Source organism: Bacillus sp. C-3-6 (assembly GCF_054509685.1).
In genome coordinates this window covers 4,769,069-4,793,785 of record NZ_CM137247.1, presented here as the reverse complement: position 1 = coordinate 4,793,785, position 24,717 = coordinate 4,769,069, and the positions used below count along the sequence as shown (strand labels likewise).

Genomic DNA, 24,717 nt, shown 5'->3' with positions numbered 1-24,717 from the left:
TTGAGTATTGGATAAATGTATGTAATAGCTATATTTTTATGAAAAAAAACACGTATGTTAAGATAATTAACATACTCATGTCATAAAACCTTACATAAAGTTCTTGATTACTTAAAGTTTTTAGAATATAATTTTCTTATTGTTAGGAAGAGGGGGCAATACAAATATGGATTTTTTAGCTAGGGTAATTGGGGATGTAAATAATATCCTTTGGTCATATATCATTATTGCGATGTTAATTGGGTTAGGGCTCTATTTTTCATTTCGTGTGAAATTTGTCCAAGTTCGTTACTTCGGTGAAATGATTCGTTTGCTTGGGGATGGAGCAAGCTCGAAAACGAGGAAAGCGCAAAAAGAGAAGAGCGGCGTATCATCATTCCAAGCGTTTTGTATGAGTACAGCTTCTCGTGTAGGTACTGGTAACTTAGCTGGTGTAGCTATTGCGATCTCAGCAGGTGGTCCAGGAGCAGTATTTTGGATGTGGTTAATTGCGGTAATTGGGGGTGCTTCTGCATTTGTAGAGAGCACATTAGCGCAAATTTATAAAGTAAAAGATGGGAATGCATTCCGTGGGGGCCCAGCGTATTATATGGAAAAGGGTTTAAATAAACGCTGGTTAGGTGTTGTGTTCTCTGTTCTAATAACAGTAAGTTTCGGATTGATTTTTAACGCTGTACAGTCTAATACTGTAGCAGCTGCCTTTGATGGTGCATTTAAAACAGATAGCAGATTAGTAGGTCTTGTTATGGCTGGTTTACTTGCAGTTATTATTTTCGGCGGAGTAAAACGAATTGCTCGCGCGGTTGAAATGATAGTTCCAGTAATGGCAATTATTTATGTAGCAGTGGCATTATTCGTTGTTGTAACAAACATTACGGCAATTCCATATGTATTTAAAGAAATTTTCTTACATGCTTTCGGAATTAAAGAAGTAGTAGGCGGAGGATTAGGAGCTGCGATTTTATTAGGGGTAAAACGTGGATTATTCTCAAATGAAGCAGGTATGGGTAGTGCGCCAAACGCAGCAGCGACTGCAAACGTAACGCACCCAGTTAAACAAGGTTTCATTCAAACTTTAGGGGTATTTACAGATACATTATTAATTTGTAGTTGTACAGCATTTATCATTCTTTTATCAGACGTGCATAATGCAGCTGATTTAAATGGAATTCAATTAACGCAGCAGGCGTTAAGTCAACATATCGGTCCATGGGCTTCTATATTTGTAGCAGTTGCGATCTTCTTGTTTGCATTTAGTTCATTAGTAGGTAACTACTACTATGGTGAAACAAATATTGAGTTCTTAAATGGAAGTAAAGTGTTATTAAATGCATACCGCATTGCTGTACTTGGTATGGTTATGCTAGGATCTGTAGCGACAATTCAAATCGTTTGGGATTTAGCAGATTTATTTATGGGAATTATGGCTGTTATTAACTTAGTAGCAATTGTATTCCTTTCTAAGTATGCTTTCGCAGCGTTATCAGATTATATTAAGCAAAAGAAACAAGGGAAAGATCCAGTCTTTTATGCGGAGTCTATTCCAGGTTTGAACAATACAGAGTGTTGGGATGAGCCAGTAGTAGCTGATAAAGAAAAAGCAGTATAATGAGGTGAGCATCAAGTGAAACTTGATGCTCATTTTTATTGGTTCAGCTATTTGTGTGAAGTGAAACTCCTGCTCATTAAAGTTTCGCTTTATAATGAAAAAGACGAACATTCATGAATGTTTCGTAATAAAATGTATTTTTTTAAGAAAAGTGCGGATATGAGTTGTGATTTATGTTAGAATGGAAAATGCCTTTGAAATAAGAGGTTTTATGATCTTTCCTATCCGATTGAAGATTTTGGAGGGGAAATGGAAAGTTCGGATTATTTCTTGTTTTGAATGGTCAGACGTTCAACGTTAATGAAGAGTTAAATGGAGGATTTTATTAATGAAGTTTGTTATGTTCCTTGTAGGATTACTCGTTGTATTTGTACTCGGTTTTCTTATAAGTGCCGATCGAAAGAAGATTAAGTATAAACCAATCGCAATTATGCTTATTATTCAGCTAGCATTATCTTATTTCTTATTAAATACGCAAGTTGGTTATATTTTAGTAAAAGGAATTTCAGATGGATTTGGCGCACTTCTTGGATATGCGGAAGCTGGAATCGTTTTCGTATTTGGTGGTCTTGTTAATAAAGGAGAGGTTTCATTCTTCTTAACAGCGTTATTACCAATCGTATTCTTTGCGGTTTTAATCGGAATTCTGCAACACTTTAAAATTTTACCGATATTTATTCGTGCTATTGGTACGTTGTTAAGTAAAGTAAATGGTCTAGGAAAACTAGAATCATATAACGCAGTAGCAGCTGCCATTGTTGGACAAGCAGAAGTATTTATTACAGTAAAAGATCAATTAAGTAAAATCCCAAAACATCGTTTATATACATTATGTGCATCTTCTATGTCGACAGTGTCGATGTCAATCGTTGGTTCTTATATGAAAATGATCGAACCGAAATATGTAGTAACAGCACTTGTATTAAATTTATTTAGTGGTTTCATTATCATTCATATTATTAACCCGTACGATATTACAGAAGAAGAAGATACACTGAAATTAGAAAATAAGAAAAAACAATCATTCTTTGAAATGCTGAGCGAGTACATTATGCTTGGTTTCACGATTGCGATTACAGTAGCAGCTATGTTACTCGGTTTCGTAGCATTAATTACAGCAATCAATAGCTTGTTTGATACAATGTTCGGTATTACATTCCAAGCTATTTTAGGATATATTTTCTCACCATTAGCATTCGTAATGGGCATCCCGCAAGCAGAAATGGTAACAGCGGGACAAATTATGGCAACAAAATTAGTATCAAACGAGTTTGTTGCGATGCTTGACCTTGGAAAAGTAGCTGGTGATTTATCGGCTCGTACGGTTGGTATTCTTTCTGTATTCCTTGTATCATTTGCGAACTTCTCATCTATCGGAATTATCGCAGGTGCAACGAAAGGTATCGATGAAAATCAATCAAATGTTGTATCATCATTCGGTTTACGCCTTGTGTACGGTGCGACGTTAGTAAGTATTCTATCAGCGATTATCGTTGGTGTTATGTTATAAAAAAAGGATGGCTCTAGCTCATAGCTAGGGCTACTTTTTTTATGGTAAATTTGCATGAAAAAACCAATTAATTAGGAATATATTAACATATAAAAATCTTTTAAAATTTATATTGCATTTCACCTAGATAACGCTTACAATTTGATTTGTAGGTGGTATCAATTTCAGACTTTCAAGTATGGTAGGAGAGAAGAAGCTACCTTTTATAAATTGCAATTTATGTAAACGCTTACTGATTTTAGATGACAGTTGAATAGTTTTAGGGGTTTTAAATTTTTTTAACAACAATGGTCAGACGTCATTCGTTATACGTTATACGACCAATAATTCGTGGGAGAAGTGGGGGATTCACATATGAAAATAGTAATGTTTCTAGTCGGTTTACTTGTAGTGTTTGTACTAGGTTTCCTTATCAGTTCAGATCGTAAGAAGATTAAATATAAACCAATTGCACTTATGCTTGTTATTCAATTGGTACTTGCGTATTTCTTACTAAATACAAAGGTCGGATTTGTATTAGTAAAAGGGATCGCAGATGGATTTGGTTCTATTTTAAAATTTGCGGAAGCTGGGGTTAATTTCGTATTTGGTGGTCTAGCAAACGATGGACAAGCACCATTCTTCTTAACAGTATTATTACCGATTATTTTCTTAGCAGTATTAATCGGGATCCTGCAACATATTAAAGTTTTACCGATTATCATTCGTGCAGTCGGTTTCCTATTAAGTAAAGTTAACGGTTTAGGAAAACTAGAATCATATAATGCGGTAGCAGCTGCAATCGTTGGTCAAGGGGAAGTATTCATTACAGTAAAAGATCAACTAAGCAAATTACCGAAAAATCGTTTATACACACTTTGTGCATCTTCAATGTCTACAGTATCGATGTCAATTGTCGGTTCTTATATGAAAATGATTGATCCAAAATATGTAGTAACAGCACTTGTATTAAACTTATTCAGTGGATTCATTATCGTTCATATCATTAATCCATATGAAGTAAAAGAAGAAGACGATATTTTAGAATTACAAGAAGACAAGAAACAAACATTCTTTGAAATGTTAGGCGAATATATTATGCTTGGTTTCTCAATCGCTGTAACAGTAGCGGCGATGTTAATCGGTTTCGTAGCATTAATTACAGCAATTAACGGTGTATTCGATTCAATTTTCGGAATCACATTCCAAAGCATTTTAGGATACATCTTCTCACCATTAGCATTCGTAATGGGTATTCCAACATCAGAGATGCTACAAGCAGGACAAATTATGGCAACAAAATTAGTAACGAACGAATTCGTTGCAATGCTTGACCTTGGTAAAGTAGCTGGTGATTTATCAGCTCGTACAGTAGGTATTTTATCTATCTTCCTTGTATCATTTGCGAACTTCTCATCTATCGGAATTATCGCAGGTGCAACGAAGAGTATCGATGGCAAACAAGCAAACGTTGTATCATCATTCGGTTTAAAACTTGTATACGGTGCAACGTTAGTAAGTATATTATCAGCGATTATCGTTGGGGTTATGCTTTAATAAATTAAGAAAAGCAATGAGCGTAGGCTCATTGCTTTTTTTGTTTAACTTGCTTTATCCAAGTCTCTTTTAAAACGTGGTTTCTCTAAATAAGTTCCCAGTCTCCAGACATATTCCACTAGCCCCATTCGGTATTTCTGGAGCCAATAGGTGCTAACGAATAATTGAATCGTATAAATTCCGATGGTTAAAAGAATACCGAAGAAATAGCCGATTTTCCCGTATAAGCCAAATCCATATGCGTAAAAAATGGTTGTTGCGATAATACTTTTTTGTAACAAAATAATGCTAAGCCCAAATAGAAAAGAAAATAGGGATATAAAGTTATGTGTGCCGAAAAATTGAATAAACCAATTAGCACCTTTATCAAGATCGCCAAATAGATAAGTTGGTTTTTCACTGGTGAAGAACCCAAATTGAATTAATGTCATATTGACTAGTAAAATGCCAAACAAAGCGAAACCACGAATTGCATCAACAGCTTCTACACGTTGATTCATTTTTCCTCTCCTCGTATATTCGTTTTTTATATTGAAAATAATACCATTTTATATCTGGCACTATGTCAAATATGAGGAAATTTAAGGTGATTTTAAGATAGAGAGCAAACAAAAAAATCACCTTAATACATGTATTAAGGCGATTGAAATATTACTCAGCTGGAGGCGTAAATGTACGTTTCTCTAATTCAGCATCTAGCATAAACAGTGCGTTTGAATCGCTTGTAATACGTTTTAGTTTTTGGATGATGCTATCGAATGAAGCTTCTTCTTCAACTTGTTCGTCAACGAACCATTTTAAGAATGTAATTGTTGCATGTTCACGCTCATCCCAAGCGATATCAGATAAGTTGTAAATACGTTTCGTTACTTCACGCTCGTGCTCAAGTGCGACTTCAAAAGCGTTTAATACAGATTCGTATTCGTTATTCGGATTATCAAATCCAGTAATAATAGCGCGCTCTCCGCGGTCATTAATATAGTTGTAAAGCTTCATTGCGTGGAAACGTTCTTCTTCAGCTTGTACAAGGAAAAAGTTAGCGAATCCATCATAGCTCTCAGCTGTACAGTAAGCAGCCATTGCCATATAAGCATGGGCAGAGTAAAATTCAAAGTTCATTTGTTCATTTAATGCGTCGTGCAATTTTTTTGATAACATAAAATCCCCCTTAGTATTGTGACAAGAATATTATACCATAATTGATAATATTCTCATTTAGATACTTCGAACCTTTTCGAAAGCTTTGTGACGTGTGCGTCCATAATGTCTTGTAAGTCTAAATCATATTTTTGCGAAAGAATAATAAGGTTAGATAGTACATCGCCAAGTTCTTCTTTTAGTTCTTGTTTTAGCTCTTCTTCTGTTTTCGCATCTTCATCAGGGCGATCGCGGCCGATTTCAATAGCACGAACGACTCGTGAAACTTCCCCAACTTCCTCGGTTAAGAAATTTAAGCGAATAAAGGCATTATACTGTGACCAGCTTCGTTTTTCGTAAAATTCCTCAACCCATCTTTGAAATGCAACGATATCCATTTCTTCCTCATCTCCTCAATATGTTGTACAATGTTCATTGTATCATAACAATATATAGTTTCGGGGTGTAGGGATGAGAAAGATTTGTGTGTTTGCAGGTTCTAATTTAGGGGAGAGACCAGAGTTTAAAGAGCAGGCAATTCAGTTAGGTAAAATGTTTGTTGAGAACGAGTATGAGCTCGTATACGGTGGTTCATGCGTTGGATTAATGGGAGAAGTAGCAAACGAAGTTCTTCATTTAGGTGGACGTGTAACAGGTGTTATGCCACGCGGTCTATTCCGAGGAGAAATTGTGCATACAGGATTAACAGAATTAATTGAAGTAGAGACGATGCATGAACGTAAAGCGAAAATGGCAGAACTTGCAGATGCTTTTGTTGCGCTTCCAGGCGGATACGGAACGTTTGAAGAACTATTTGAAGTTGTATGTTGGTCACAAATTGGTATACACAATAAGCCGGTTGGTTTATTAAACATAAAAGGTTTTTACGGACCAATTCTGCAAATGGTTGAACGTGCAGCAGAAGAAGGATTTATGAATCCATCAAATAAAGAATTGATCGTTTCAGCTGAGACGGCAGATAAACTAATTCATGCAATCCAAAATTATGAGCGTCCTGTTTTGGGAACGAAGTGGAAGCAACTATCATAGCAAATACGGAAACACATGTCGTTTTAATTTAAGATGGCATGTGTTTTTAATTTGGTTAAATATGTTAATGTTGAGATATGATGTTTTTTGGAAAAGGAGAAATTGATGGAGGAGTTTGTGTATTTACGTCCTGTTTTTAAAAGTATTTTAGCAGCGTCTATTCTTGTTATGCTAATCGTTTCAACACAGAAGAAAGAGCTAATTAATGAATTTTCGCTTTGGTTTATTTCGATATTGTGTATCGGTGTTTCGGCGATAACACTCTTTATGATTGGCTTTATTGTTGATGAGTATAATTTGGCTGGAGATCCACAATCGTTTTGTATGTTTATTGCGATTGGTTGTATTAGTGGCCTGAATTTCATTATTTATTACAGAAGGCAATAAAAGAGGCATTCCATATTACTTTGGAATGCCCTTATCATTTTGATTGCTTTGTTTTTTATAGATGTCTTTGGAAACACATGAAGGTTTATTTAAAAAAAGCATGTGTTTTTAATTTGGTTCAATATATTGATAGTGAGATGTGGAAGCGTTTGAAGAGGGGAAGTAGATGGAGGGATGTTTTGATGAATTAAAAAAGAACATCTGAATAAAGGGTGAGTAAGGAATTATTGAGTGACATATAATTGTTCCGTTAAAGGGTCAGATTGTGGAAGATACCGAATGTTTTTATGAAGTTAGTAGAGGTTTTTTTAATCGAAATGAGAATAAATTTTATAGATGTAATCCTTTGGAAATTTTTAATCAGCTATGTATCATAATCTAATCATTAAAATGAAAATTGGAGGAGAGATGAGCATGGGGCGTTCTGTATTAAAAATGTATAACTACCACTTATGGGCAAATGAAGTTATTTTAAATCGCTTAAAAGAACTACCGCAAGACATTTTCCATAAGGAAGTTAAGAGTGGTTTTTCTTCGGTTGCAAAAGTAATGTCTCACATATACCTCACAGATTTAGCCTGGTTTGAGATTATTTCTGGTAAAAGCATGAGTGATGCAATGGTACACACAGACCAATTGAAAGAGCAGCTGGAAACAAAAAATATTGAGGAAATGAAAACTAGTTTTTATGAATTATCTAAACGATATAAAGTACTTTTAAGTAGTCAACAAGATTATGAAAAAGTGGTTGAGGTTGATAATCCATATGCTGGGCACCTAGATACGACGGTTTCTGAAACAATACTACACGTCGTCACCCACGGAGCATATCACCGTGGGAATATAGCCACAATGTTGCGGCAAATGGGTTATACCTCTGTTATGCAAGATTTTGGACTGTTTCTATATTCAAAATGAATTCTTTTTATTTACCATAGAATATGGGTTTTTATGATATTTTTTGGGGACTGCTTTTATTATTGGTTTAAGTTTAATTATGTAATATAGAATAAAGGCATTCCATATTATTTCGGAATGCCTTTATTGTTATTTTTATTTTGTTTTTTATACAGGTACCAGCCACCCCATCCGCCACCAATTGCTACGACAACGAGGAAAGCATAGTCTTTAACCTCGACACGTATATTGAAAATATTAGCTATAAGTAAGAGAATCCCAACTGTTATCAACGCAAAAAAAGCTCTAATTAAGTAGTCTTTCAACTGAACCACTCCCGTCATTTAAGTAGTAAATGATGAATTTGGAAAAGCTTTTTGGATCTATGATACTAAAGGGTGTTTCCTATATTTTAACATAGATGAGATTGTAATATATTGATAAAAGTATGGGAGAGGGGCGCTGATATTGTCGTGATTTGTCGGCAAATTGATATCCTTTGTAAAATCGTTGATATATTGCGGGTAATGATCGATATAATGAAAAAATCGTTGATATATTGCGAGTTATGATCGATATATTTGAAAAATCGTTGATATAATTTCGTGTACCGTTAAGTGCGACCATTACATAAAAAAGCGACTCTAAACGAGCCGCTTCCGCTTTAAAGTCTATTATTGATTCAAGAACGCACGTAGCATCCAAGCGTGTTTTTCTAGTTCTGTGTAGATACCTAGTAGTAGGTCAGATGTCATTTCATCGTCAGAATCTTGAGCGATTTCCATGCCTTTTTTCAGTTCGACTAGCATCATTTCGTAGTCTTTCATGATTGCTTCGACCATCCCTTCTGCAGTTTCTCCGTATGCTGCTTCTTGAATAGAAGATAGTTCTAAGTATTCTTTCATTGTTGCTACTGGTTTGCCGCCAATTGCTAAAATACGTTCTGCAATTTCATCGATGTGAGTAGCTGATTCTGTGTAAAGTTCTTCGAATTTCTCGTGTAATGTGAAGAATTGAGGCCCTTTTACATACCAATGGAAGTTGTGAAGTTTTGTGAATAAAACACTCCAGTCTGCTACTTGTTTGTTTAATACTTCGATTACTTGTTTGTTCATTATGATCAATCTCCTTTTGAGTTGTTATGTGATACCAATTACTAATTTATAATTATTATAATCTAGTAATCTCTATAAATCAACCCTTTTGCTGGAATTAATTTGAACAAATTATGAACTGTTGTAAATAAAAGGCCCTATTACGATGAAGTAATAGGGCCTTTGTTTGAGATATGGCTCTTGTTCTAAACGAGCCGCTTCCGCTTTTATTTGTTAAACAGCCTTTTGTTTTTCTTCTACATCCTGTCCATCCCAGCACTCTGTATTCTTTAAGCCAGGGATAGAGTTTGCAACGAAGACAGGATCTTTGCCTTGTTTCTTTTGCTTCAAATAGTCTACTAATGCAGCGTAAGCAAATTTGCTAAGGAATGAGATGGCAATTAAGTTTGTGAATACCATTAGTCCCATGAATAAATCAGCTAAACTCCAAACTGTTTTAAGAGCAGCGATTGATCCGAAGAATACCATTCCGACAACTGCAACACGATAAATCATTAACCATGTTTTGCTTTCTTTAATGAATGCGATATTTGTTTCACCATAATAGTAGTTTCCTAGAAGTGAACTGAAAGCGAATAGGAAAATAATAATCGCTAAGAAAGTGCTTGCCCACGGTCCAATTTGTGAACTTAATGCGTTTTGTGTTAATTCGATGCCTTCTAAATTTGATCCTTTGTAAAGTCCAGAACATAATACGATAAACGCTGTTGATGTACATACTAAGAATGTATCTACGAAAACGCCTAATGCTTGAACAAGCCCTTGTTTTACAGGGTGAGATACATCAGATGTTGCGGCTGCATTAGGAGAACTACCCATTCCTGCTTCTGTAGCGAATAAACCGCGCTGAATACCGAACTTGATTGCTGCTCCAATACCACCAGCGATGGCTTGGTCTAAACCGAATGCACCGTTAAAGATTTCCATGAAAATGCTTGGTAACATACTAAAGTTGTTAATAACGACAAAAATAGCCACGCCGATATAAACGATTGCCATTGGCGGAACAATCATTTCTGTAATACGTGAAATGCTCTTAATACCACCAAAAATAATAACTGCAACTAATAAGGCTAATAGAGCTCCTACGATTGTTCGCTCTAGTCCAAAAGCATTTTCAAACGCTATTGTTACTGTATTCGCTTGCACTGAATTGAAAATTAATCCGTACGCAACTGTAATAAGAAGTGAAAACCAGACGCCCATCCAGCGTTTGTTTAACCCTTTTTCCATGTAATATGCTGGTCCACCACGGAACCTACTTCCATCTTTTACTTTATAAATTTGCGCAAGTGTACATTCTACGAAACTAGTAGCTGCTCCGATAATCGCGATAAACCACATCCAAAATATTGCGCCAGGTCCACCCATTGAAATTGCTAATGCTACGCCAGCTAAGTTTCCGATACCGATACGTGCTGCTGCACTTAAGCAAAATGCTTGGAATGGAGAGATGCTATCTTTCTTTTTTTCTTTTCGATTAAACCCTTTACTAATTAAGCTGACCATCTCACTGAAATGAGTAATTTGGACAAATTTTAATTTAAAAGAGAAGTAAAGACCGAAGCCGATTAGCATTGCAATAAGAATATATGACCATAAAATATTATTCGTTACCTCAAGGAATCTGCTAAAGATATCAACCATATAATACACTTCCTTTTTTTCGTAATAAGAAAATTATATGCAAAAAATATACGAGAATCAATTTTTCTAAAAAATTATGTTACTTAAGTCATTTTCGTGTTATGATTATGTTACATCGTAATATTTTTAGAATTATTTACATTTTAAAAAACTAAATTTAAAGCGAGAAGGTGGGGATAATTTGAAAGAAGATTCTTTATTGAAAGTAAGCCTTGAGAGTTTGAAAATGAGAAGTAATATATTTTTTATCATTACATCTTTAAGTATCTTTTTAGGATCCACTTATTATTACAATAAAAGATTTCCAAATCACAAATATCCTGAGTGGTTAGAATTTCTAAAATTGATTGGATGAATAAAAGACAGAAAAACAGAAAATTAAAATAAAAAAAGTTATGGAGGAGCTAAAAATGAATATTAGAGAAAGTGAACTTCCAGGTATTGGTTATAAGTTTCAAATCGTTACGAAAGGTAACGAAAAGATGGTAATTGTTATTCATGATGATGGACGTAGAGAAATGTATCATTTTGATTCAGACCATGAAGAAAGCATCTCAAGTATTTCACTACGTGACTCAGAGGCAAGACAAATTGCAGCAATATTAGGTGGAATGGTATATAAGCCTAGGGCGTTAGAAAATGTTGAGATGGTTTTTGAAGGTTTAGCAATTGAGTGGTTTAAAGTAGAGAATACAGCTCCAGCAATCGGAAAAACAATTGGCGATCTTGAAATAAGAAAAACATATAGCGTAACGATAATCGCAGTTATGAAGAAGAACATGAAGAAGCTATTTAATCCAGGACCAGAAACAGTAATTGAAGAAGGAGATATGCTTGTAGTTTCAGGTGAGAGAGAAGAAATTAAAAAAATCATTAATGAATTACTTTCAAATAGGGGGGACTGATTAGATGGATACGTTAATTTTTGAAGTTGGTACAGCTTTAGTTTTAGTGGCAATTGCCGCAGTAATTGCTGGAAAATTTAAATTCTCAGTAATTCCTTTTCTAATTGTTCTTGGAATGTTAGTAGGACCGCATGCACCGACGATAGGTGTTATCGATCTCAAATTTATTGAAAGTGCAAGTGTAATTTCCTTCCTTGGACGGATTGGGGTTCTATTCCTTCTATTCTATCTAGGATTAGAATTTTCAATGAAAAAACTAATTAAATCTGGACGCTCTATTGCGATTGGCGGAACGATTTATATTTTAATTAACTTTTCACTTGGTTTGTTATACGGATTTATAATGGGATTCCCATTACTAGAAATCTTAATTATTGCGGGTATTATTACGATTTCTTCTAGCGCTATCGTTGCTAAAGTGTTAGTGGACTTAAGAAGAACTGGTAATAATGAAACCGAATTAATTTTAGGAATTATTATGTTTGAAGATATATTCCTTGCTGTATATTTATCAGTTGTTTCTGGTTTAGTACTTGGAGATCACGCTTCCTTCTTAGGTGCCCTTACTTCAATTGGAATTGCTTTAGGATATATGCTTCTATTCTTTATAGTAGCTAGAAAGGCTACGCCGTTATTAAATAAATTGCTCAACATTAGCTCAGATGAAATCTTTATTATTGTAGTATTTGCTTCTTTATTCTTCATTGCTGGTTTTTCAGAAACAATTCACGTTGCAGAAGCAATTGGAGCACTTCTTCTAGGATTAGTTTTCTCTGAGACGGAGCATAGTGACCGAATTGAACATCTTGTTGTTCCATTTAGAGACTTTTTCGGAGCTATTTTCTTCTTCAGCTTCGGGTTAAGTATTGATCCGTTCTCATTAGGCGGAGCGATATGGTTAACGTTAGGCGCTGTCCTTCTTACGATAATCGGTAACTTTGTAGCAGGAATGATCGCAGGAAGACAAGCTGGATTATCTCATAAAGCATCAACAAATATCGGATTAACAATCGTTTCAAGAGGAGAGTTCTCCATCATTATGGCTAATATCGGTATCGCCGGTGGTTTAATGTCAGTACTGAAACCATTCTCAGCACTATACGTGCTTATACTATCCATTTTAGGCCCACTTTTGACAAAAGAGTCGAAGAATGTATATAAATTCTTAAATAAAATCTTTAAGTGGGATACGAAGACTAACTAAATTAAAAAAAATAAAAGTACAAGATATTTCCTGCTTGTACTTTTATTTTTGTAATGAAAACAGTAAAGAGAGGTAAATGATGTTAGGAGAGTTGATTCATTCGGTTTTAGTTTTTTTAGAAGGACTTGGTTATTGGGGAATTATGCTTGGATTAATGCTAGAGGTTATTCCAAGTGAAATCGTATTGGCTTATGCAGGTTATTTAGTATCAACAGGAAGCATTACATTTTGGGGCACTGTCGCGTTCGGTACAATTGGTGGTGTAATTGCACAACTATTCATTTATTGGATTGGTCGATATGGAGGAAGACCTGTTCTTGAGCGATATGGAAAATATATTTTAATTCAGAAGAAACATATTGATTATGCTGAAGATTGGTTTAATCGTTATGGAACTGGCGTTATCTTTACCGCACGTTTTATTCCGGTTGTGCGTCATGCTATTTCGATACCAGCGGGTATTGCGAAAATGTCACATGCTAAGTTTATTACGCTAACTACATTAGCTGTTATTCCGTGGTCAATTGTGTTTGTATATTTAGGTTTTAAATTAGGAACAGAGTGGGAAAGTATTAATAAAGTTGCGGGGCCATATGTGAAATACTTTGCACTTGCTGCTATTGTTTGTGCAATTGGTTATTTTGTATTAAAAAAAATGATGAAAAAAAAGTGATTACAGAAAAGGAATCTATGTCGACGTAGATTCTTTTTTATTGGCATTTTTTCAAGGATGAAAGAATACGTTTAATATTTACCATATTGTGGCATACATATAGAAAAAGGGTGCTTGGAAAGGGGAATAAAGAGAAATGGAACTCCAGTTTCAAAATGTATATCAACAGGTAGAGAATTGGTATGTGTTGGATTCGGAGCTTCCTTGGGATATCAAAAAGTTGAGAGAGGATTTGTTTTCTCTTATTGAAGTATGTAAAACGCCCGTTATTTTTTGTGATACGTGTGATGCAAACGATGTGCTTCTATCATTAGGAGAAGAGGAAGAAGAGTTCCTATTCCCAGTAGGTGGTTTTTATCATAAAGAAAAGCAATTAATTTTCGTTTGTATATGGGAAGAGTATGAGCAAGTTCTCAAAACGCTACTGCATGAATTCCGCCATGCGATGCAGCATAAGAGAGATATATTGTATGTGGGAAGTGAACGGTACGAAGAGCGGTGGATTGAAAAAGATGCGAGGAAGTTCGCGGAGAGGAAATTGGATGAATATAAGAGTAGAAAGTTAATGTAAAGCATAGTGGAGAAATAGCGCTGTGCTTTCTTTGTACTTATTAAAAATAAGTATTTGACTTTTATAAAGTTTAGCTCTAAACTAATGGTATGAAACGAGCGAGGTGATGAAATGAAAACAGAAGATAGACTAGGGCTACTATTATGGTTTCGTTTATCACGTTTTTATAATAAGAGTATTCGTGAGACGAATCAGCATTTGAAGAAATGGAATGTATCTGCCGCCCAGTTTGATGTGTTAGCTCAAGTTGGAGGACATGATCGTTTAACGCAGCAAGAACTTGGAAATAAGCTATTTGTTACGAAAGGAAATGTAACGCAGCTTTTAAATAAAATGGAGCAGCTTGAGTGGATTTCGCGTGAACAAGAGGGTACTACGAAATATATTTCTTTAACAGAAAAGGGAAGAGCTTTATATGAGGAAATCGTTCCACCTCAAGAAACGTTCCAAGCAGAGAAGTTTCATAATTTAAATATAGAGGAACAAAAGCAATTATTAACACTACTAAAAAAGTTACAGTAAGAAAAAAATTTAAAATAAATCTCGAATTCGAGATAGTATGAGGTGAAGGCTATGTTTAGAAAAGTTGATCATAAAAATATGGGCAGAGCAAATCATGGCTGGTTAAATACACATTTTCATTTTTCTTTTGCTAATTACTATAACCCAAATAACATGAACTTCGGAGCGTTACGTGTTATTAATGATGATCTAGTAGCGGCACAAACTGGTTTTGATATGCATCCGCACCGTGATATGGAGATTATTTCTTACGTTGTAGATGGTGCTTTAACACACGAAGACAGCATGGGAAATCGCGGAACGATTGAGCGTGGACATGTTCAATATATGAGTGCTGGCACGGGTGTATTTCATAGCGAGCATAATTTAGGAAATGAAACGCTGCGTTTATTACAAATTTGGATTTTACCAGACCGTGCGGATCATAAACCAAACTATGGTGAGTTTAAATTTGATTGGAGCAAGCGCGAAAATGAATGGTTCCATATGGTATCTTCAGTAGAAGGAAATGCACCAATTCAAATTCACCAAGATGCGAATTTATACTCCTTATCATTAGAGGCTGGAAAAGAAATTCATTTTCCAGTGAAAGAAGGCCGTCAATTGTACCTTGTACAAATTGAAGGAAGCAGTGTAATCAATGGTGAAAATCTTGTTATGCGTGATGCAGCAGAAGCGGTAGAAGAAGATATTCACATTCAAGCGAAAGAGCAATCACACTATTTAGCAATTGAATTGAAAAAACAATAAAATGCGTAAAAAAAAGAGGACATCCGATAGGATGTCCTTTTTTTTTGATTGGAATTGTCTGAAAAATGTTTCTCAAATTTTGGATAGAGGTATCAGCTGTAAAAATCAGAATTGTATAAAAGTGTCAAAAATCTTTATGGGAATGGGGAATGTTATAGTGAAAAAGCAAGTCATTTCATCAGCATTAGCGTTAACTGTTATCGCCGGGGGATTTGGAGCGTTTGGGGCAACGACAACGAAAGCGGAAGAACAAAAAATTCAATATCATCAAGAATTTAAAACACCTGCATACATAGGTGAAGAATGGAAAGCACCGGAAGGGCTAGATAAAAAAGAGACGGTCTTTCAATACTTAGAGAGTAAGAAAGATATGTTTAAATTAGCAGGAAATATTGAAAAGCATTTTAATATCGTTGGGGAAGAAAAAGACGCTGAATCTGATACGACACATGTAAAGCTAGTTGAGAAACATAATAACATTCCTGTGTACGGTTCTGATCAAACTGTTACACTTGATAAAGAGAATAATGTAAAAGCATTCTTCGGACAAGTTATTCCGAATTTAGATGATAAAAATATTCCTGCAGCTGCAAGCATTACTGCGGAACAAGCAGAAACAATTGCTAAGGCAGATATTGAGAAAGAAATTGGTAAAGTAAAGAGTTATGACGGTGTGAAAAAAGATTTATTTGTATATGAAAAGGACGGTAATTACTACCTTGCATACTTAGTTAAGGCATCGATTTCAAAACCAGCTCCAGGATATTGGCATTATTTTGTTGATGCAACGAATGGAAATGTTATTGAGAAATATAACGCTGTAGATAACATTACTGGATTTGGTTACGGAGTATTAGGTGCTAGACAATCATTTGAAATTGCTCAAGATACGAAAACAGGACAATTCAACTTGTTTGATGGTAAACGAGGACAAGGTGTTCATACATTTGATGCAGAAAATATGGACGAGAACTGGTTTAATTTATTCTCACAATGGCTTGGATATACAGGAGAAGAAGTTGAAAGTAAATCTAAGTTCTTCGAAGATAAAGCTGCAGTTGATGCGCATGTAAATGCAGGAAAAGTATATGATTACTACAAAAAGACATTTAATCGTAACTCTTTCGATGATAAAGGTGCGAAGCTTATTTCTACTGTTCACGTAGGGGAGAGCTGGAATAACGCAGCTTGGAATGGTGTGCAAATGATGTATGGTGATGGCGATGGAAAAACATTCATTCCATTATCTGCTGGACTTGATGTTATCGGTCACGAATTAACGCATGCTGTAACTGAGCATACAGCAAACCTTGTTTACAAAAATGAGTCAGGGGCGTTAAATGAATCGTTATCTGATATTATGGGTGTTATGGTTGAGAAGAAGAGCTGGGATTTAGGTGCTGACATTTATACACCTGATAAACCAGGCGATGCACTTCGTTCACTAAAAGATCCAGCATCTATTCCAAACCCATTAAAACCAAGTGAAGGTTACCCAGATCACTATAGTAAACGTTATACTGGAACAGCTGATAATGGCGGCGTTCATATTAACAGTAGTATTAATAATAAAGCTGCTTATTTAGTATCTGAAGGCGGAGATCACTACGGCGTGAAAGTAACTGGAGTGGGCCGTGAAGCGACAGAAAAAATTTACTACCGTGCGCTTACGAAATATTTAACTGCAAACTCTGACTTCAAAATGATGCGTCAAGCTGCACTTCAGTCAGCTGAAGATTTATATGGTAAAAACTCTAAAGCTGTACAAGCTGTAACGAAAGCTTATGATGCAGTAGGCGTAAAATAATAAGAGAAAAAAACCTGACTAGAGTGTCAGGTTTTTTTTCTTTATCCCGCTAGTCGCGAATGCCTAATGCGATTTTCGCCATACGTGACATACGTTCTTTCGACCACGGTGGATTCCAAACGACATTTACTTCTATTTCATTAACTTCAGGTACGTTCGTTGATAATACTTTTTTAACGTCTGATACGATTTGCCCAGCCATTGGACAACCGATAGAAGTCATAGTCATCGTAATGACAGCATTATTATTTTCATCTGCTGTAACATCATACACTAATCCAAGATTAACGATATCAACACCTAGTTCAGGGTCAATAACAGCTTCTAAATTGGCAAATAATTTATTTTCAAATGCTTCTTGTGACATAAGCAGCCCCTCCTACAATTTAATGATATCGATTCTCATTATAACGGAAATGAGTATAATGTGCAGGAAATGAGCTCAAAAAAATATCCCTCTTTGAAAGGGGGATATTTTTTTGAAAATCTATTCTGTTTTAAAATGAGATACGAGTTGATCTAACTCTTCAACTGTTTGTTTCATTTTTCCAGCAGTTACTGCCATTTCATTCATAACGATAACTTTTTTTTCAGCAGATTGTGCCGTTGCGGCAGTTTCGCTGGATACTTCAGTCGAGATAGAAGCGATGTTATTAAGTGAAGCGTTCATTTCTTCGGCACTTGCAGCCATCTCTTCAGCAGTTGCTGATATATCTTGCATTTGAGTAGATACTTTATTTACTTGTTCTACAATTGTTGAGAAAGAAGTACCAGCTTCACGAATAACATTAATGCCTTCAAATGCTTCAGAACGGCCTTGAGACATCATTGAGCTAGCAGTTTCTGTATCATTTTGAATTTGATGTAGTAATTGATTAATGTCTGTTGCAGCTGTTTTAGATTGTTCAGCAAGTTTTCGAACTTCGTCAGCTACGACAGCAAATCCTTTTCCTTGCTCGCCAGCACGAGCTGCCTCAATAGAAGCATTTAAAGCAAGTAAGTTTGTTTGCTCAGCAATATTAGAAATAGATTGTACAGCAGTATCAATATATTTCGTATGAGTGATTAGACGTTCAACCACTTCTGACGTAGCATTTACAGCTTCGTGTATCGTTGTCATTTGTGAAACAGATTTTTGGATAACGGTACTTCCATCGCTAGCATGTTCAGATGTGGCAACAGCAAGTTCCGCTACAGATGAAGCAGATTCAGCAATGCGCTGAACACTTACTGCCATATCATCCATTGCAGTTGAACTTTCTTCCATACTAGAAGTTTGTGATTGAATACTTGCATTTAAGTTGGACATCGAGCTTTGGACTCTTAATGTCGCCTCACGTGATGTATTCGTTTTTTCTAGCATATTTTCAGAAGCGGTTTGTACTTCCACTGATGTTTTTTGAACACGATTAATAATATGTTGTAGGTTTTCTAACATTTTATTAAATGATGCTGCGATGGCACCGATTTCATCGTTGCTATTTACTTGTAGACGTGCTGTTAAGTCACCTTCTTGAGAGGCTAATTCTTTTAGTTTCGTGTCAATTTGTTGAATTGGTTTCACAAGTTTACCAGAGAACCACCATGCAAGAATAATCGCAACGACAATACAAATAACAAGTGATAGAAATACTGCATATTCAATTCCTAGTGAAGATTGATCAATTTTTTCAATAGATTGTTCACGTAATTTAGCTTGTTCATTACTGTAATTTGTGAAATCACCAATTACTTTATAGACAGTGCCATTTTCTGAAGAAGCTACTTGTAAAGCTTCTTCCCATTTTTGTTCTTTTGCAAGAGTAAATACTTTTTCTTCAACGAACTTTCTCCAAGTAGACCCTAATTCCATTGTGCTTTTCACGGACGAAGAAACATTTGGATTAGAAAGAAGTTTATCTTTTGAATCCTCAAGACGTTTACTCATCTCATTAAACTTGTCTAATTCGACTTGATCATGTTGTAGTAAATAACCTCTTAAAGCAGAGAGCTGTACTTGATAAGCGTCTCCACGCTCTTTCAATTCTGTTGCCAGTGGAGAAATTTCTTTTTGTAATGTTTCAGCTTTACGAGATTGGTCGATAGCAAAAAATAAAATAAATGCTAAGGCGATACCAAATAAAGCGCAAATCGTTCCCATCATGAACATAAGTTTTTTTCTGATACTTACAAAATTCATATGATTAAAAGCCTCCTTTGTGAAATCTTAGTATTAGAATTAATAAATGTAAAAAATTGAAAGAAAGCTTTACTCCAGTTGGAATAAAGCTTTCTTATTTCCTTTAGGAATTATAGCAGACGGAATGAGAGATAGAAAGAGATATTTTAAAGTGAAAAAAGAGAAACTGTAAAACTTGCTTTCCTATACCTTTGAGCTCGTGTCATTTTCACTTTAAGCGTTTGTTTTGAAATGAGAAACGAGAACTTCAAGTTCTTGTACGATTGTTTTCATTTCAGATGATTTGTGAGCCACGATACTCATTTTGTTTACTTGATCACCAGCCGAATGTGCTGTTTGTGAGGTTTCTGCAGCAACTTCGTTTGAAATAGAAGCGATATTATTTAAAGCTGTGTTCATTTCTTCAGAGCTTGCAGCCATCTCTTCAGCAGTTGCAGACATTTCTTGCATTTGCGTAGAGACTTTGTTAATGTGGTTAACAATTTCTGAGAATGAAGATCCGGCGGTACGAATAACAGTAATTCCTTCAGAAGCTTCTGCTTGACCTTGTGTCATCATGTCATTTGCTATTTTTGTATCAGCTTGAATTTGATGAAGTAAATGGTTAATGTCAGTTGCGGCTAGTTGAGATTGTTCAGCAAGTTTTCGAACTTCATCGGCAACAACAGCGAATCCTTTGCCGTGTTCACCAGCACGAGCTGCTTCAATAGAAGCGTTTAAAGCGAGTAAATTTGTTTGGTCGGCGATATTCGAAATAGATTGAAGTGCAGTATCTATATGATTTGTATGTGTAATGAGTCGCTCAACTACTTGTGATGTAGCGTTAACAGCTTCGTTAATTGTATGCATTTGTGTAATAGATTTCTCAATGACTTTATTCCCATCATCTGCTTTTTCTGACGTTGTGACAGCTAAACTAGTAACAGAAGAGGCGGACTCAGCGATACGCTGAACACTCGTTGCCATGTCATCCATTGCGGTTGAACTTTCTTCAATGCTAGAAACTTGTGAACGAATATTGTGTTCAAGAGCATTCATAGTTTCTTGGGTCCTTGCCGTATTTTCCATAGAAGCGGTTGTTTCGATAAATACATTTTCGGAAGCTTCTTTTACACTTGTTGATGTTTGTTGAACTTGTTTTATTATATGCTGTAAGTTAGTGAGCATTTGATTAAAGGAATTTGCAATGTCACCAATTTCATCTTTACTCGTTACGTGTAATCTAGCCGTTAAATCTCCATCTTGAGAAGCTAATTCTTTTAACTTCTCATCAATTTTTCGAATTGGTTTAACGAGTTTACCAGAGAACCACCATGCTAATAAGATAGACGTTAATGTACATGTAATGAGTGAGAAGAAAATAATATATTGAATAAGTGATGAAGAAGACTCGACATCAGCAATTAATGCGTCACGTTTCTCATTTTCTTCATTTGTATATTTATTAAAACGACCTAAAAGATCATTTACATAATCTGTTTGTGATAAAGCAATTTTGGATGCTTCGTCCCATTTTCCTTCACGCGCAAGAGGGAGTACCTCATTATCTATGACGCTACGCCATTTTCCTCCCATTAAAATGGCTTCTTTCATTCCTTCTGGGAGCTTTTTGTCACTTGTTACTTTCTCTCTAGTATCAGCTAATTTTTTCCCTTCTCGGTTGAACTTATCTAATCCTTTTTGATCATGTGATAGCAAATATTCTTGTAAACCAGCAACTTGTGCTTGGAACCAATCGCCACGTTCTTTTAAAATCGTCGCTCTTTTCGATACATCATTTTTTAACGTTTCGATTTCACTTGCTTGATTCATGGCGAATGAAAGAATAACAATAAGAGCAATGCTAAATAAAGAAGAAATGCTTAAGAGTGTGAACAGTAGTTTTTTTCGAATACTAACATATTTCATCGTTACCCCTACCCTCATTTAAACTGTTTATTATGATTTATAGATATTTAAAACAAAATTAATAAAAACATTATTATGAAGTTATTAATCTGTTCAATAAAAATTATAGCAGATAATGGAAGGGGTCAGATTGGTATTAGAAAAAGTTCTTAAAATGTATACATTTGCATATCATAAAATTCATAAATAAATATTAGAAATGCTATTGAAATTTGAAATGACATCATGTATACTTCTAATTAGTTGATAACGATTATCAGTATCAACTAAAAACATTACTCTTCGTTATGTTGGTCATACCCCTTTTTGACGACGTAAGTCAGAGACGAAATGTTGAAATATCTTGTGTCCTATTCTACAGAATTATGGTAATCTCCAACCTCAACTTATATGCGTGAGCATGCAAAAAGGATCCTATCCGTGAAGGGATCCTTTTTTGCATGCTGTCGCAATTATTGTATATAGACCAGGGATACGTTCTTCGATTCCTTCTGGTGCAGTAGAAGGGAAGACCCATCTTTGATGAGATCCATGTTCTTCAACTAGTTTTTCAGTTTTAAAACGTTCTTCCGCAAGTGTTGTAATGATTTCTCCTAGCGTCCAGCGACGGATGGTTGTTTTAGGTAGCGATTCTTTCTGTGCTTCTGTAAGAAGGATGCTATAAGCAACATCATCTTCAATTAATTCTTCATCGAAATAATTTCCACTTGCTCGAAATGATGGATGGTCTACTCCTAATAGCTTTGTGTATATTGGATGGTAATCGCGAAGGATAAGTATCCCACCTGGCTTTAGTAGTTGAGAAATTTTTTTGAAAAGTGGTTTTAAATCTAGAAAGTAATGAAGTAGACCAAGCTCCAGTAATACGATATCAAATGATTTGGAGAGATTTACATCTAGTACATCAGAAACGATGTAATGAATAGAGACGTCTGCGGCGTCCGCAAGTTCATTTGCATATTTTGCATTACTTGCTGAAATATCAACAACTGTTACGTCAGAGCCTAAAAGGGCAAGTGCGACAGCTTTATTTCCTTTTGAGCCGAGTAAGTTAATAATACGTTTTCCTTTTGGAGATTGTATGTAAGGTAAATAATGTGCTACTTCGCGTGTGGGATCTTCCATAATTTTTTTTGCATAATCCTCTGGCGCCCCATGGCGATTCGTCCAAGCTTCATAAGCAGCTGTATTCCAGCTTTTTTCATTTATAGTGCTTAGTTGTTTTTGGTTCAATGTTATCACTCCTTTTGTGAACGTATAGGTATTCGGCGGGAGGATGGGATTTCCTTTTCGTTCTGAATAAAAGTTTGATTTTTCTGTGATTAAGTCGTACAATACTTGTTATACGTAAAAGCGTTGAAAAGGAAAAGTAGGATGAACACATTCTTTCCAGAGAGCTTCGGTAGCTGAGAAGAAGCAAGAATATTCATTTGAACAATGGCCTTTGAGCTTCGTCCTGAACTTATCAAATGATAATAGTAGGCGGCGACGAGAGTTGGTACTCGTTATCAAAACCACAGTATAAGAGCATATAGCTCCGTACTTGTTAAGGCTAATTATGTGAGTAATTGGCGAAATAAGGTGGTACCGCGACTGTTTATACAGCCCCGCCCTTATCTTTTTTAAGATAGGGGCGGGGCTTTTTATATTTTAAAGGAGGGATATAAGATGAGTATTTTTATTGGAGGCGCTTGGCCGTATGCAAATGGTTCGTTACACCTTGGCCATATTGCGAGTTTATTACCTGGAGATATTTTAGCGCGTTATTACAGGGCAAAAGGTGAGAATGTGCTGTATGTTTCAGGGAGTGACTGCAATGGAACACCGATTGCAATTAGAGCAAAACAAGAAGGTGTGACAGCAAAAGAAATTGCTAATAAGTATCATGAAGAATTTCAGCGATGTTTTCGTGATCTCGGTTTTACGTATGATTGCTATACACGTACCGATAGCGAGCATCATCATGAAACTGTTCAAAAAGTTTTTTTACGTTTATTAGAAGAAGGCTATATTTATAAAAAAACAGTGGAACAAGCGTATTGTGAAACGTGTACGCAGTTTTTACCGGATCGTTATGTAGAAGGAATATGTCCATATTGCCATGAAGCAGCAAGAGGAGATCAATGCGATGCTTGTTCTGCTATTTTAGATCCTCTTGATTTGTTAGAAAAGAAATGTAAGTTATGTGGTAGTACGCCATCTGTAGAGGAAACAGAGCATTTCTATTTTGCATTGCATACATTTCAGGAGCAAATTAAAAAAGTTGTAGAAATCGCAAAAGAAAAAGGAACATGGCGTGATAATGCAATTCAATTAACGGAAAGATATGTAAAGGAAGGGTTACAAGATAGGGCTGTATCAAGAGATTTACCAATCGGGGTATCAATTCCAGTGAAAGGGTATGAAGATAAAAAAATTTACGTATGGATTGAAGCAGTGGCAGGATATTATTCAGCGAGTAAACATTGGGCTGAAGAAACAGGAAAAGATGATCAAGAGTTTTGGAATAGCGATGCGCAAACATATTATGTACACGGCAAGGATAATATTCCATTTCACTCCGTCATTTGGCCAGCGGTATTACTTGGAATAGGGGAAGAAGCAATCCCGCGTCATATCGTTTCGAATGAATATTTAACAGTTGAAAAAAGAAAATTATCTACAAGTAAAAACTGGGCAGTATGGGTGCCTGACATATTAGAACGCTATGATCCAGATTCTATCCGTTACTTCTTAACAGTAAATGCACCAGAAAATCGTGACACTGATTTTTCATGGCGTGAATTTATTTACAGTCATAATAGTGAATTGTTAGGAGCATATGGAAACTTCGTGAACCGCACATTAAAGTTTATTGAAAAATATTATGATGGCACTGTACCAAAGGGGACTATTGATATAGAGCTGAAAGATAAAGTAGAAGGATTATATAAAAATGTAGGAGAGGCGATTGAGCAAACTAAATTTAAGGTGGCGTTAGAGACAATATTTGATGCAGTACGTTTTGCAAATAAATATTTTGATGAAAAGCAGCCTTGGAAACAAAGAGAAGATGATCCAGTTTCGTGTGAAGAAACGATTTATAACTGTGTGTATCTTATCGCTAATTTTGCAAATCTCCTTGAACCGTTTTTACCATTTTCAAGTGAAAGAGTTAGATGCACATTGTCGATTATTAAACGAAATTGGGAACCGCAAAATACGTTGCCAAGTAGAATTGATAGCGTGCAGCCACTATTTGAGCGAATCGATGTAAAACAAATTGAGCATGAGGTAGGGAAGCTATATGGAGCGGTAAAGTGAAATATAG

The 24,717-nt window shown here is 35.5% G+C and carries 24 protein-coding genes and 1 other annotated feature; of the genes, 14 read left to right on the top strand and 10 right to left on the bottom strand.

The annotated features are described in order from the left end of the window. Positions 1–166 precede the first annotated feature (166 nt). The 3 genes from ACW0JX_RS24775 to ACW0JX_RS24765 all read left to right on the top strand — a co-directional run bounded on the left by ACW0JX_RS24775 (position 167) and on the right by ACW0JX_RS24765 (position 4,655). Positions 167–1,609, top strand: coding sequence for an alanine/glycine:cation symporter family protein (locus ACW0JX_RS24775; protein WP_075717274.1), 1,443 nt, complete (start codon positions 167–169; stop codon positions 1,607–1,609). 328 nt (positions 1,610–1,937) lie between these two features. Further along, the gene (locus ACW0JX_RS24770) at positions 1,938–3,119 is read left to right on the top strand and encodes a NupC/NupG family nucleoside CNT transporter (protein ID WP_000673841.1); all 1,182 of its coding nucleotides are present in this window, start codon (positions 1,938–1,940) and stop codon (positions 3,117–3,119) included. Positions 3,120–3,473: 354 nt separating this feature from the next. Continuing rightward, positions 3,474–4,655, top strand: coding sequence for a NupC/NupG family nucleoside CNT transporter (locus ACW0JX_RS24765; RefSeq protein WP_000706853.1), 1,182 nt, complete (start codon positions 3,474–3,476; stop codon positions 4,653–4,655). A 44-nt stretch (positions 4,656–4,699) separates the two neighbouring features. Here ACW0JX_RS24765 and ACW0JX_RS24760 read toward each other — a convergent pair whose 3' ends face one another. The 3 genes from ACW0JX_RS24760 to ACW0JX_RS24750 form a co-directional block, all read right to left on the bottom strand. Continuing rightward, on the bottom strand, positions 4,700–5,155 hold the full coding sequence (locus ACW0JX_RS24760) for a DUF418 domain-containing protein (protein ID WP_459245170.1): 456 nt from the start codon (positions 5,153–5,155) through the stop codon (positions 4,700–4,702). A gap of 151 nt (positions 5,156–5,306) precedes the next feature. Next, complete coding sequence (locus tag ACW0JX_RS24755) at positions 5,307–5,813, bottom strand: ferritin (RefSeq protein WP_000949403.1); 507 nt, start codon at positions 5,811–5,813, stop codon at positions 5,307–5,309. 53 nt (positions 5,814–5,866) lie between these two features. Next, complete coding sequence (locus ACW0JX_RS24750) at positions 5,867–6,190, bottom strand: MazG nucleotide pyrophosphohydrolase domain-containing protein (protein ID WP_000355749.1); 324 nt, start codon at positions 6,188–6,190, stop codon at positions 5,867–5,869. Positions 6,191–6,263: 73 nt separating this feature from the next. On the opposite strand from ACW0JX_RS24750, the gene ACW0JX_RS24745 reads away from it, so the two are divergent. From ACW0JX_RS24745 to ACW0JX_RS24735, 3 genes are all read left to right on the top strand, one after another. After that, complete coding sequence (locus ACW0JX_RS24745; protein WP_459245169.1) at positions 6,264–6,842, top strand: LOG family protein; 579 nt, start codon at positions 6,264–6,266, stop codon at positions 6,840–6,842. Positions 6,843–6,947: 105 nt separating this feature from the next. After that, positions 6,948–7,229: a hypothetical protein gene (locus tag ACW0JX_RS24740; RefSeq protein ID WP_000390916.1), complete on the top strand. Its 282-nt coding sequence runs from the start codon at positions 6,948–6,950 to the stop codon at positions 7,227–7,229. 414 nt (positions 7,230–7,643) lie between these two features. Then, positions 7,644–8,147 (top strand): DinB family protein, encoded by a 504-nt coding sequence (locus ACW0JX_RS24735; RefSeq protein ID WP_000533785.1) that lies wholly within the window; start codon positions 7,644–7,646, stop codon positions 8,145–8,147. Positions 8,148–8,254: 107 nt separating this feature from the next. Here ACW0JX_RS24735 and ACW0JX_RS24730 read toward each other — a convergent pair whose 3' ends face one another. The 3 genes from ACW0JX_RS24730 to ACW0JX_RS24720 form a co-directional block, all read right to left on the bottom strand. After that, on the bottom strand, positions 8,255–8,452 hold the full coding sequence (locus ACW0JX_RS24730) for a hypothetical protein (RefSeq protein WP_000656311.1): 198 nt from the start codon (positions 8,450–8,452) through the stop codon (positions 8,255–8,257). 348 nt (positions 8,453–8,800) lie between these two features. After that, positions 8,801–9,241, bottom strand: coding sequence for a Dps family protein (locus tag ACW0JX_RS24725; protein WP_001041895.1), 441 nt, complete (start codon positions 9,239–9,241; stop codon positions 8,801–8,803). Positions 9,242–9,454: 213 nt separating this feature from the next. Continuing rightward, positions 9,455–10,888 carry an alanine/glycine:cation symporter family protein gene (locus ACW0JX_RS24720; protein WP_000227591.1) on the bottom strand — a complete coding sequence of 478 codons (1,434 nt, stop codon included), beginning with the start codon at positions 10,886–10,888 and terminating at the stop codon, positions 9,455–9,457. 410 nt (positions 10,889–11,298) lie between these two features. Here ACW0JX_RS24720 and ACW0JX_RS24715 point away from each other — a divergent pair, with 410 nt between their 5' ends. From ACW0JX_RS24715 to nprB, 7 genes are all read left to right on the top strand, one after another. Continuing rightward, positions 11,299–11,793 (top strand): cation:proton antiporter regulatory subunit, encoded by a 495-nt coding sequence (locus ACW0JX_RS24715; protein ID WP_001026075.1) that lies wholly within the window; start codon positions 11,299–11,301, stop codon positions 11,791–11,793. Positions 11,794–11,797: 4 nt separating this feature from the next. Then, a complete protein-coding gene (locus ACW0JX_RS24710; protein WP_000380223.1) occupies positions 11,798–12,997 on the top strand; it encodes a cation:proton antiporter in 1,200 nt (399 codons plus the stop codon). A gap of 79 nt (positions 12,998–13,076) precedes the next feature. Then, entirely contained in the window at positions 13,077–13,670 is a 594-nt protein-coding gene (gene uptA, locus ACW0JX_RS24705) for an undecaprenyl phosphate transporter UptA (protein WP_459245168.1), read from the top strand. A gap of 136 nt (positions 13,671–13,806) precedes the next feature. Beyond that, positions 13,807–14,241, top strand: coding sequence for a DUF3920 family protein (locus tag ACW0JX_RS24700; protein ID WP_053563403.1), 435 nt, complete (start codon positions 13,807–13,809; stop codon positions 14,239–14,241). A gap of 111 nt (positions 14,242–14,352) precedes the next feature. Next, positions 14,353–14,763: a MarR family winged helix-turn-helix transcriptional regulator gene (locus ACW0JX_RS24695; RefSeq protein WP_000845480.1), complete on the top strand. Its 411-nt coding sequence runs from the start codon at positions 14,353–14,355 to the stop codon at positions 14,761–14,763. A 51-nt stretch (positions 14,764–14,814) separates the two neighbouring features. After that, complete coding sequence (locus ACW0JX_RS24690) at positions 14,815–15,513, top strand: pirin family protein (RefSeq protein WP_063548971.1); 699 nt, start codon at positions 14,815–14,817, stop codon at positions 15,511–15,513. Positions 15,514–15,670: 157 nt separating this feature from the next. Next, entirely contained in the window at positions 15,671–17,320 is a 1,650-nt protein-coding gene (gene nprB, locus ACW0JX_RS24685) for a neutral protease NprB (protein WP_000745123.1), read from the top strand. A 49-nt stretch (positions 17,321–17,369) separates the two neighbouring features. On the opposite strand, the gene ACW0JX_RS24680 is transcribed toward nprB, so the two are convergent. From ACW0JX_RS24680 to ACW0JX_RS24665, 4 genes are all read right to left on the bottom strand, one after another. Continuing rightward, complete coding sequence (locus tag ACW0JX_RS24680) at positions 17,370–17,687, bottom strand: metal-sulfur cluster assembly factor (RefSeq protein WP_000076418.1); 318 nt, start codon at positions 17,685–17,687, stop codon at positions 17,370–17,372. Positions 17,688–17,807: 120 nt separating this feature from the next. Then, positions 17,808–19,499: a methyl-accepting chemotaxis protein gene (locus ACW0JX_RS24675; protein ID WP_001012202.1), complete on the bottom strand. Its 1,692-nt coding sequence runs from the start codon at positions 19,497–19,499 to the stop codon at positions 17,808–17,810. A gap of 213 nt (positions 19,500–19,712) precedes the next feature. After that, positions 19,713–21,407 (bottom strand): methyl-accepting chemotaxis protein, encoded by a 1,695-nt coding sequence (locus ACW0JX_RS24670; protein ID WP_459245167.1) that lies wholly within the window; start codon positions 21,405–21,407, stop codon positions 19,713–19,715. 414 nt (positions 21,408–21,821) lie between these two features. Further along, entirely contained in the window at positions 21,822–22,640 is an 819-nt protein-coding gene (locus tag ACW0JX_RS24665; RefSeq protein WP_459245166.1) for a class I SAM-dependent methyltransferase, read from the bottom strand. Between the two features lie 114 nt (positions 22,641–22,754). Beyond that, positions 22,755–23,025: a binding site (T-box leader), on the top strand. A 50-nt stretch (positions 23,026–23,075) separates the two neighbouring features. Between ACW0JX_RS24665 and metG the strand changes: the two genes are divergently transcribed. Then, positions 23,076–24,710: a methionine--tRNA ligase gene (metG, locus tag ACW0JX_RS24660; RefSeq protein WP_459245165.1), complete on the top strand. Its 1,635-nt coding sequence runs from the start codon at positions 23,076–23,078 to the stop codon at positions 24,708–24,710. The last annotated feature ends 7 nt before the right edge of the window (positions 24,711–24,717 follow it).

Excerpts from the sequence above, each read along its gene's own strand:
- ACW0JX_RS24775 (WP_075717274.1), top strand. The coding sequence starts at position 167 with ATGGATTTTTTAGCTAGGGTAATTGGGGATGTAAATAATATCCTTTGG.
- ACW0JX_RS24770 (WP_000673841.1), top strand. The coding sequence starts at position 1,938 with ATGAAGTTTGTTATGTTCCTTGTAGGATTACTCGTTGTATTTGTACTC.
- ACW0JX_RS24765 (WP_000706853.1), top strand. The coding sequence starts at position 3,474 with ATGAAAATAGTAATGTTTCTAGTCGGTTTACTTGTAGTGTTTGTACTA.
- ACW0JX_RS24760 (WP_459245170.1), bottom strand. The coding sequence starts at position 5,155 with ATGAATCAACGTGTAGAAGCTGTTGATGCAATTCGTGGTTTCGCTTTG.
- ACW0JX_RS24755 (WP_000949403.1), bottom strand. The coding sequence starts at position 5,813 with ATGTTATCAAAAAAATTGCACGACGCATTAAATGAACAAATGAACTTT.
- ACW0JX_RS24750 (WP_000355749.1), bottom strand. The coding sequence starts at position 6,190 with ATGGATATCGTTGCATTTCAAAGATGGGTTGAGGAATTTTACGAAAAA.
- ACW0JX_RS24745 (WP_459245169.1), top strand. The coding sequence starts at position 6,264 with ATGAGAAAGATTTGTGTGTTTGCAGGTTCTAATTTAGGGGAGAGACCA.
- ACW0JX_RS24740 (WP_000390916.1), top strand. The coding sequence starts at position 6,948 with ATGGAGGAGTTTGTGTATTTACGTCCTGTTTTTAAAAGTATTTTAGCA.
- ACW0JX_RS24735 (WP_000533785.1), top strand. The coding sequence starts at position 7,644 with ATGGGGCGTTCTGTATTAAAAATGTATAACTACCACTTATGGGCAAAT.
- ACW0JX_RS24725 (WP_001041895.1), bottom strand. The coding sequence starts at position 9,241 with ATGAACAAACAAGTAATCGAAGTATTAAACAAACAAGTAGCAGACTGG.
- ACW0JX_RS24720 (WP_000227591.1), bottom strand. The coding sequence starts at position 10,888 with ATGGTTGATATCTTTAGCAGATTCCTTGAGGTAACGAATAATATTTTA.
- ACW0JX_RS24715 (WP_001026075.1), top strand. The coding sequence starts at position 11,299 with ATGAATATTAGAGAAAGTGAACTTCCAGGTATTGGTTATAAGTTTCAA.
- ACW0JX_RS24710 (WP_000380223.1), top strand. The coding sequence starts at position 11,798 with ATGGATACGTTAATTTTTGAAGTTGGTACAGCTTTAGTTTTAGTGGCA.
- uptA (WP_459245168.1), top strand. The coding sequence starts at position 13,077 with ATGTTAGGAGAGTTGATTCATTCGGTTTTAGTTTTTTTAGAAGGACTT.
- ACW0JX_RS24700 (WP_053563403.1), top strand. The coding sequence starts at position 13,807 with ATGGAACTCCAGTTTCAAAATGTATATCAACAGGTAGAGAATTGGTAT.
- ACW0JX_RS24695 (WP_000845480.1), top strand. The coding sequence starts at position 14,353 with ATGAAAACAGAAGATAGACTAGGGCTACTATTATGGTTTCGTTTATCA.
- ACW0JX_RS24690 (WP_063548971.1), top strand. The coding sequence starts at position 14,815 with ATGTTTAGAAAAGTTGATCATAAAAATATGGGCAGAGCAAATCATGGC.
- ACW0JX_RS24680 (WP_000076418.1), bottom strand. The coding sequence starts at position 17,687 with ATGTCACAAGAAGCATTTGAAAATAAATTATTTGCCAATTTAGAAGCT.
- ACW0JX_RS24675 (WP_001012202.1), bottom strand. The coding sequence starts at position 19,499 with ATGAATTTTGTAAGTATCAGAAAAAAACTTATGTTCATGATGGGAACG.
- ACW0JX_RS24670 (WP_459245167.1), bottom strand. The coding sequence starts at position 21,407 with ATGAAATATGTTAGTATTCGAAAAAAACTACTGTTCACACTCTTAAGC.
- metG (WP_459245165.1), top strand. The coding sequence starts at position 23,076 with ATGAGTATTTTTATTGGAGGCGCTTGGCCGTATGCAAATGGTTCGTTA.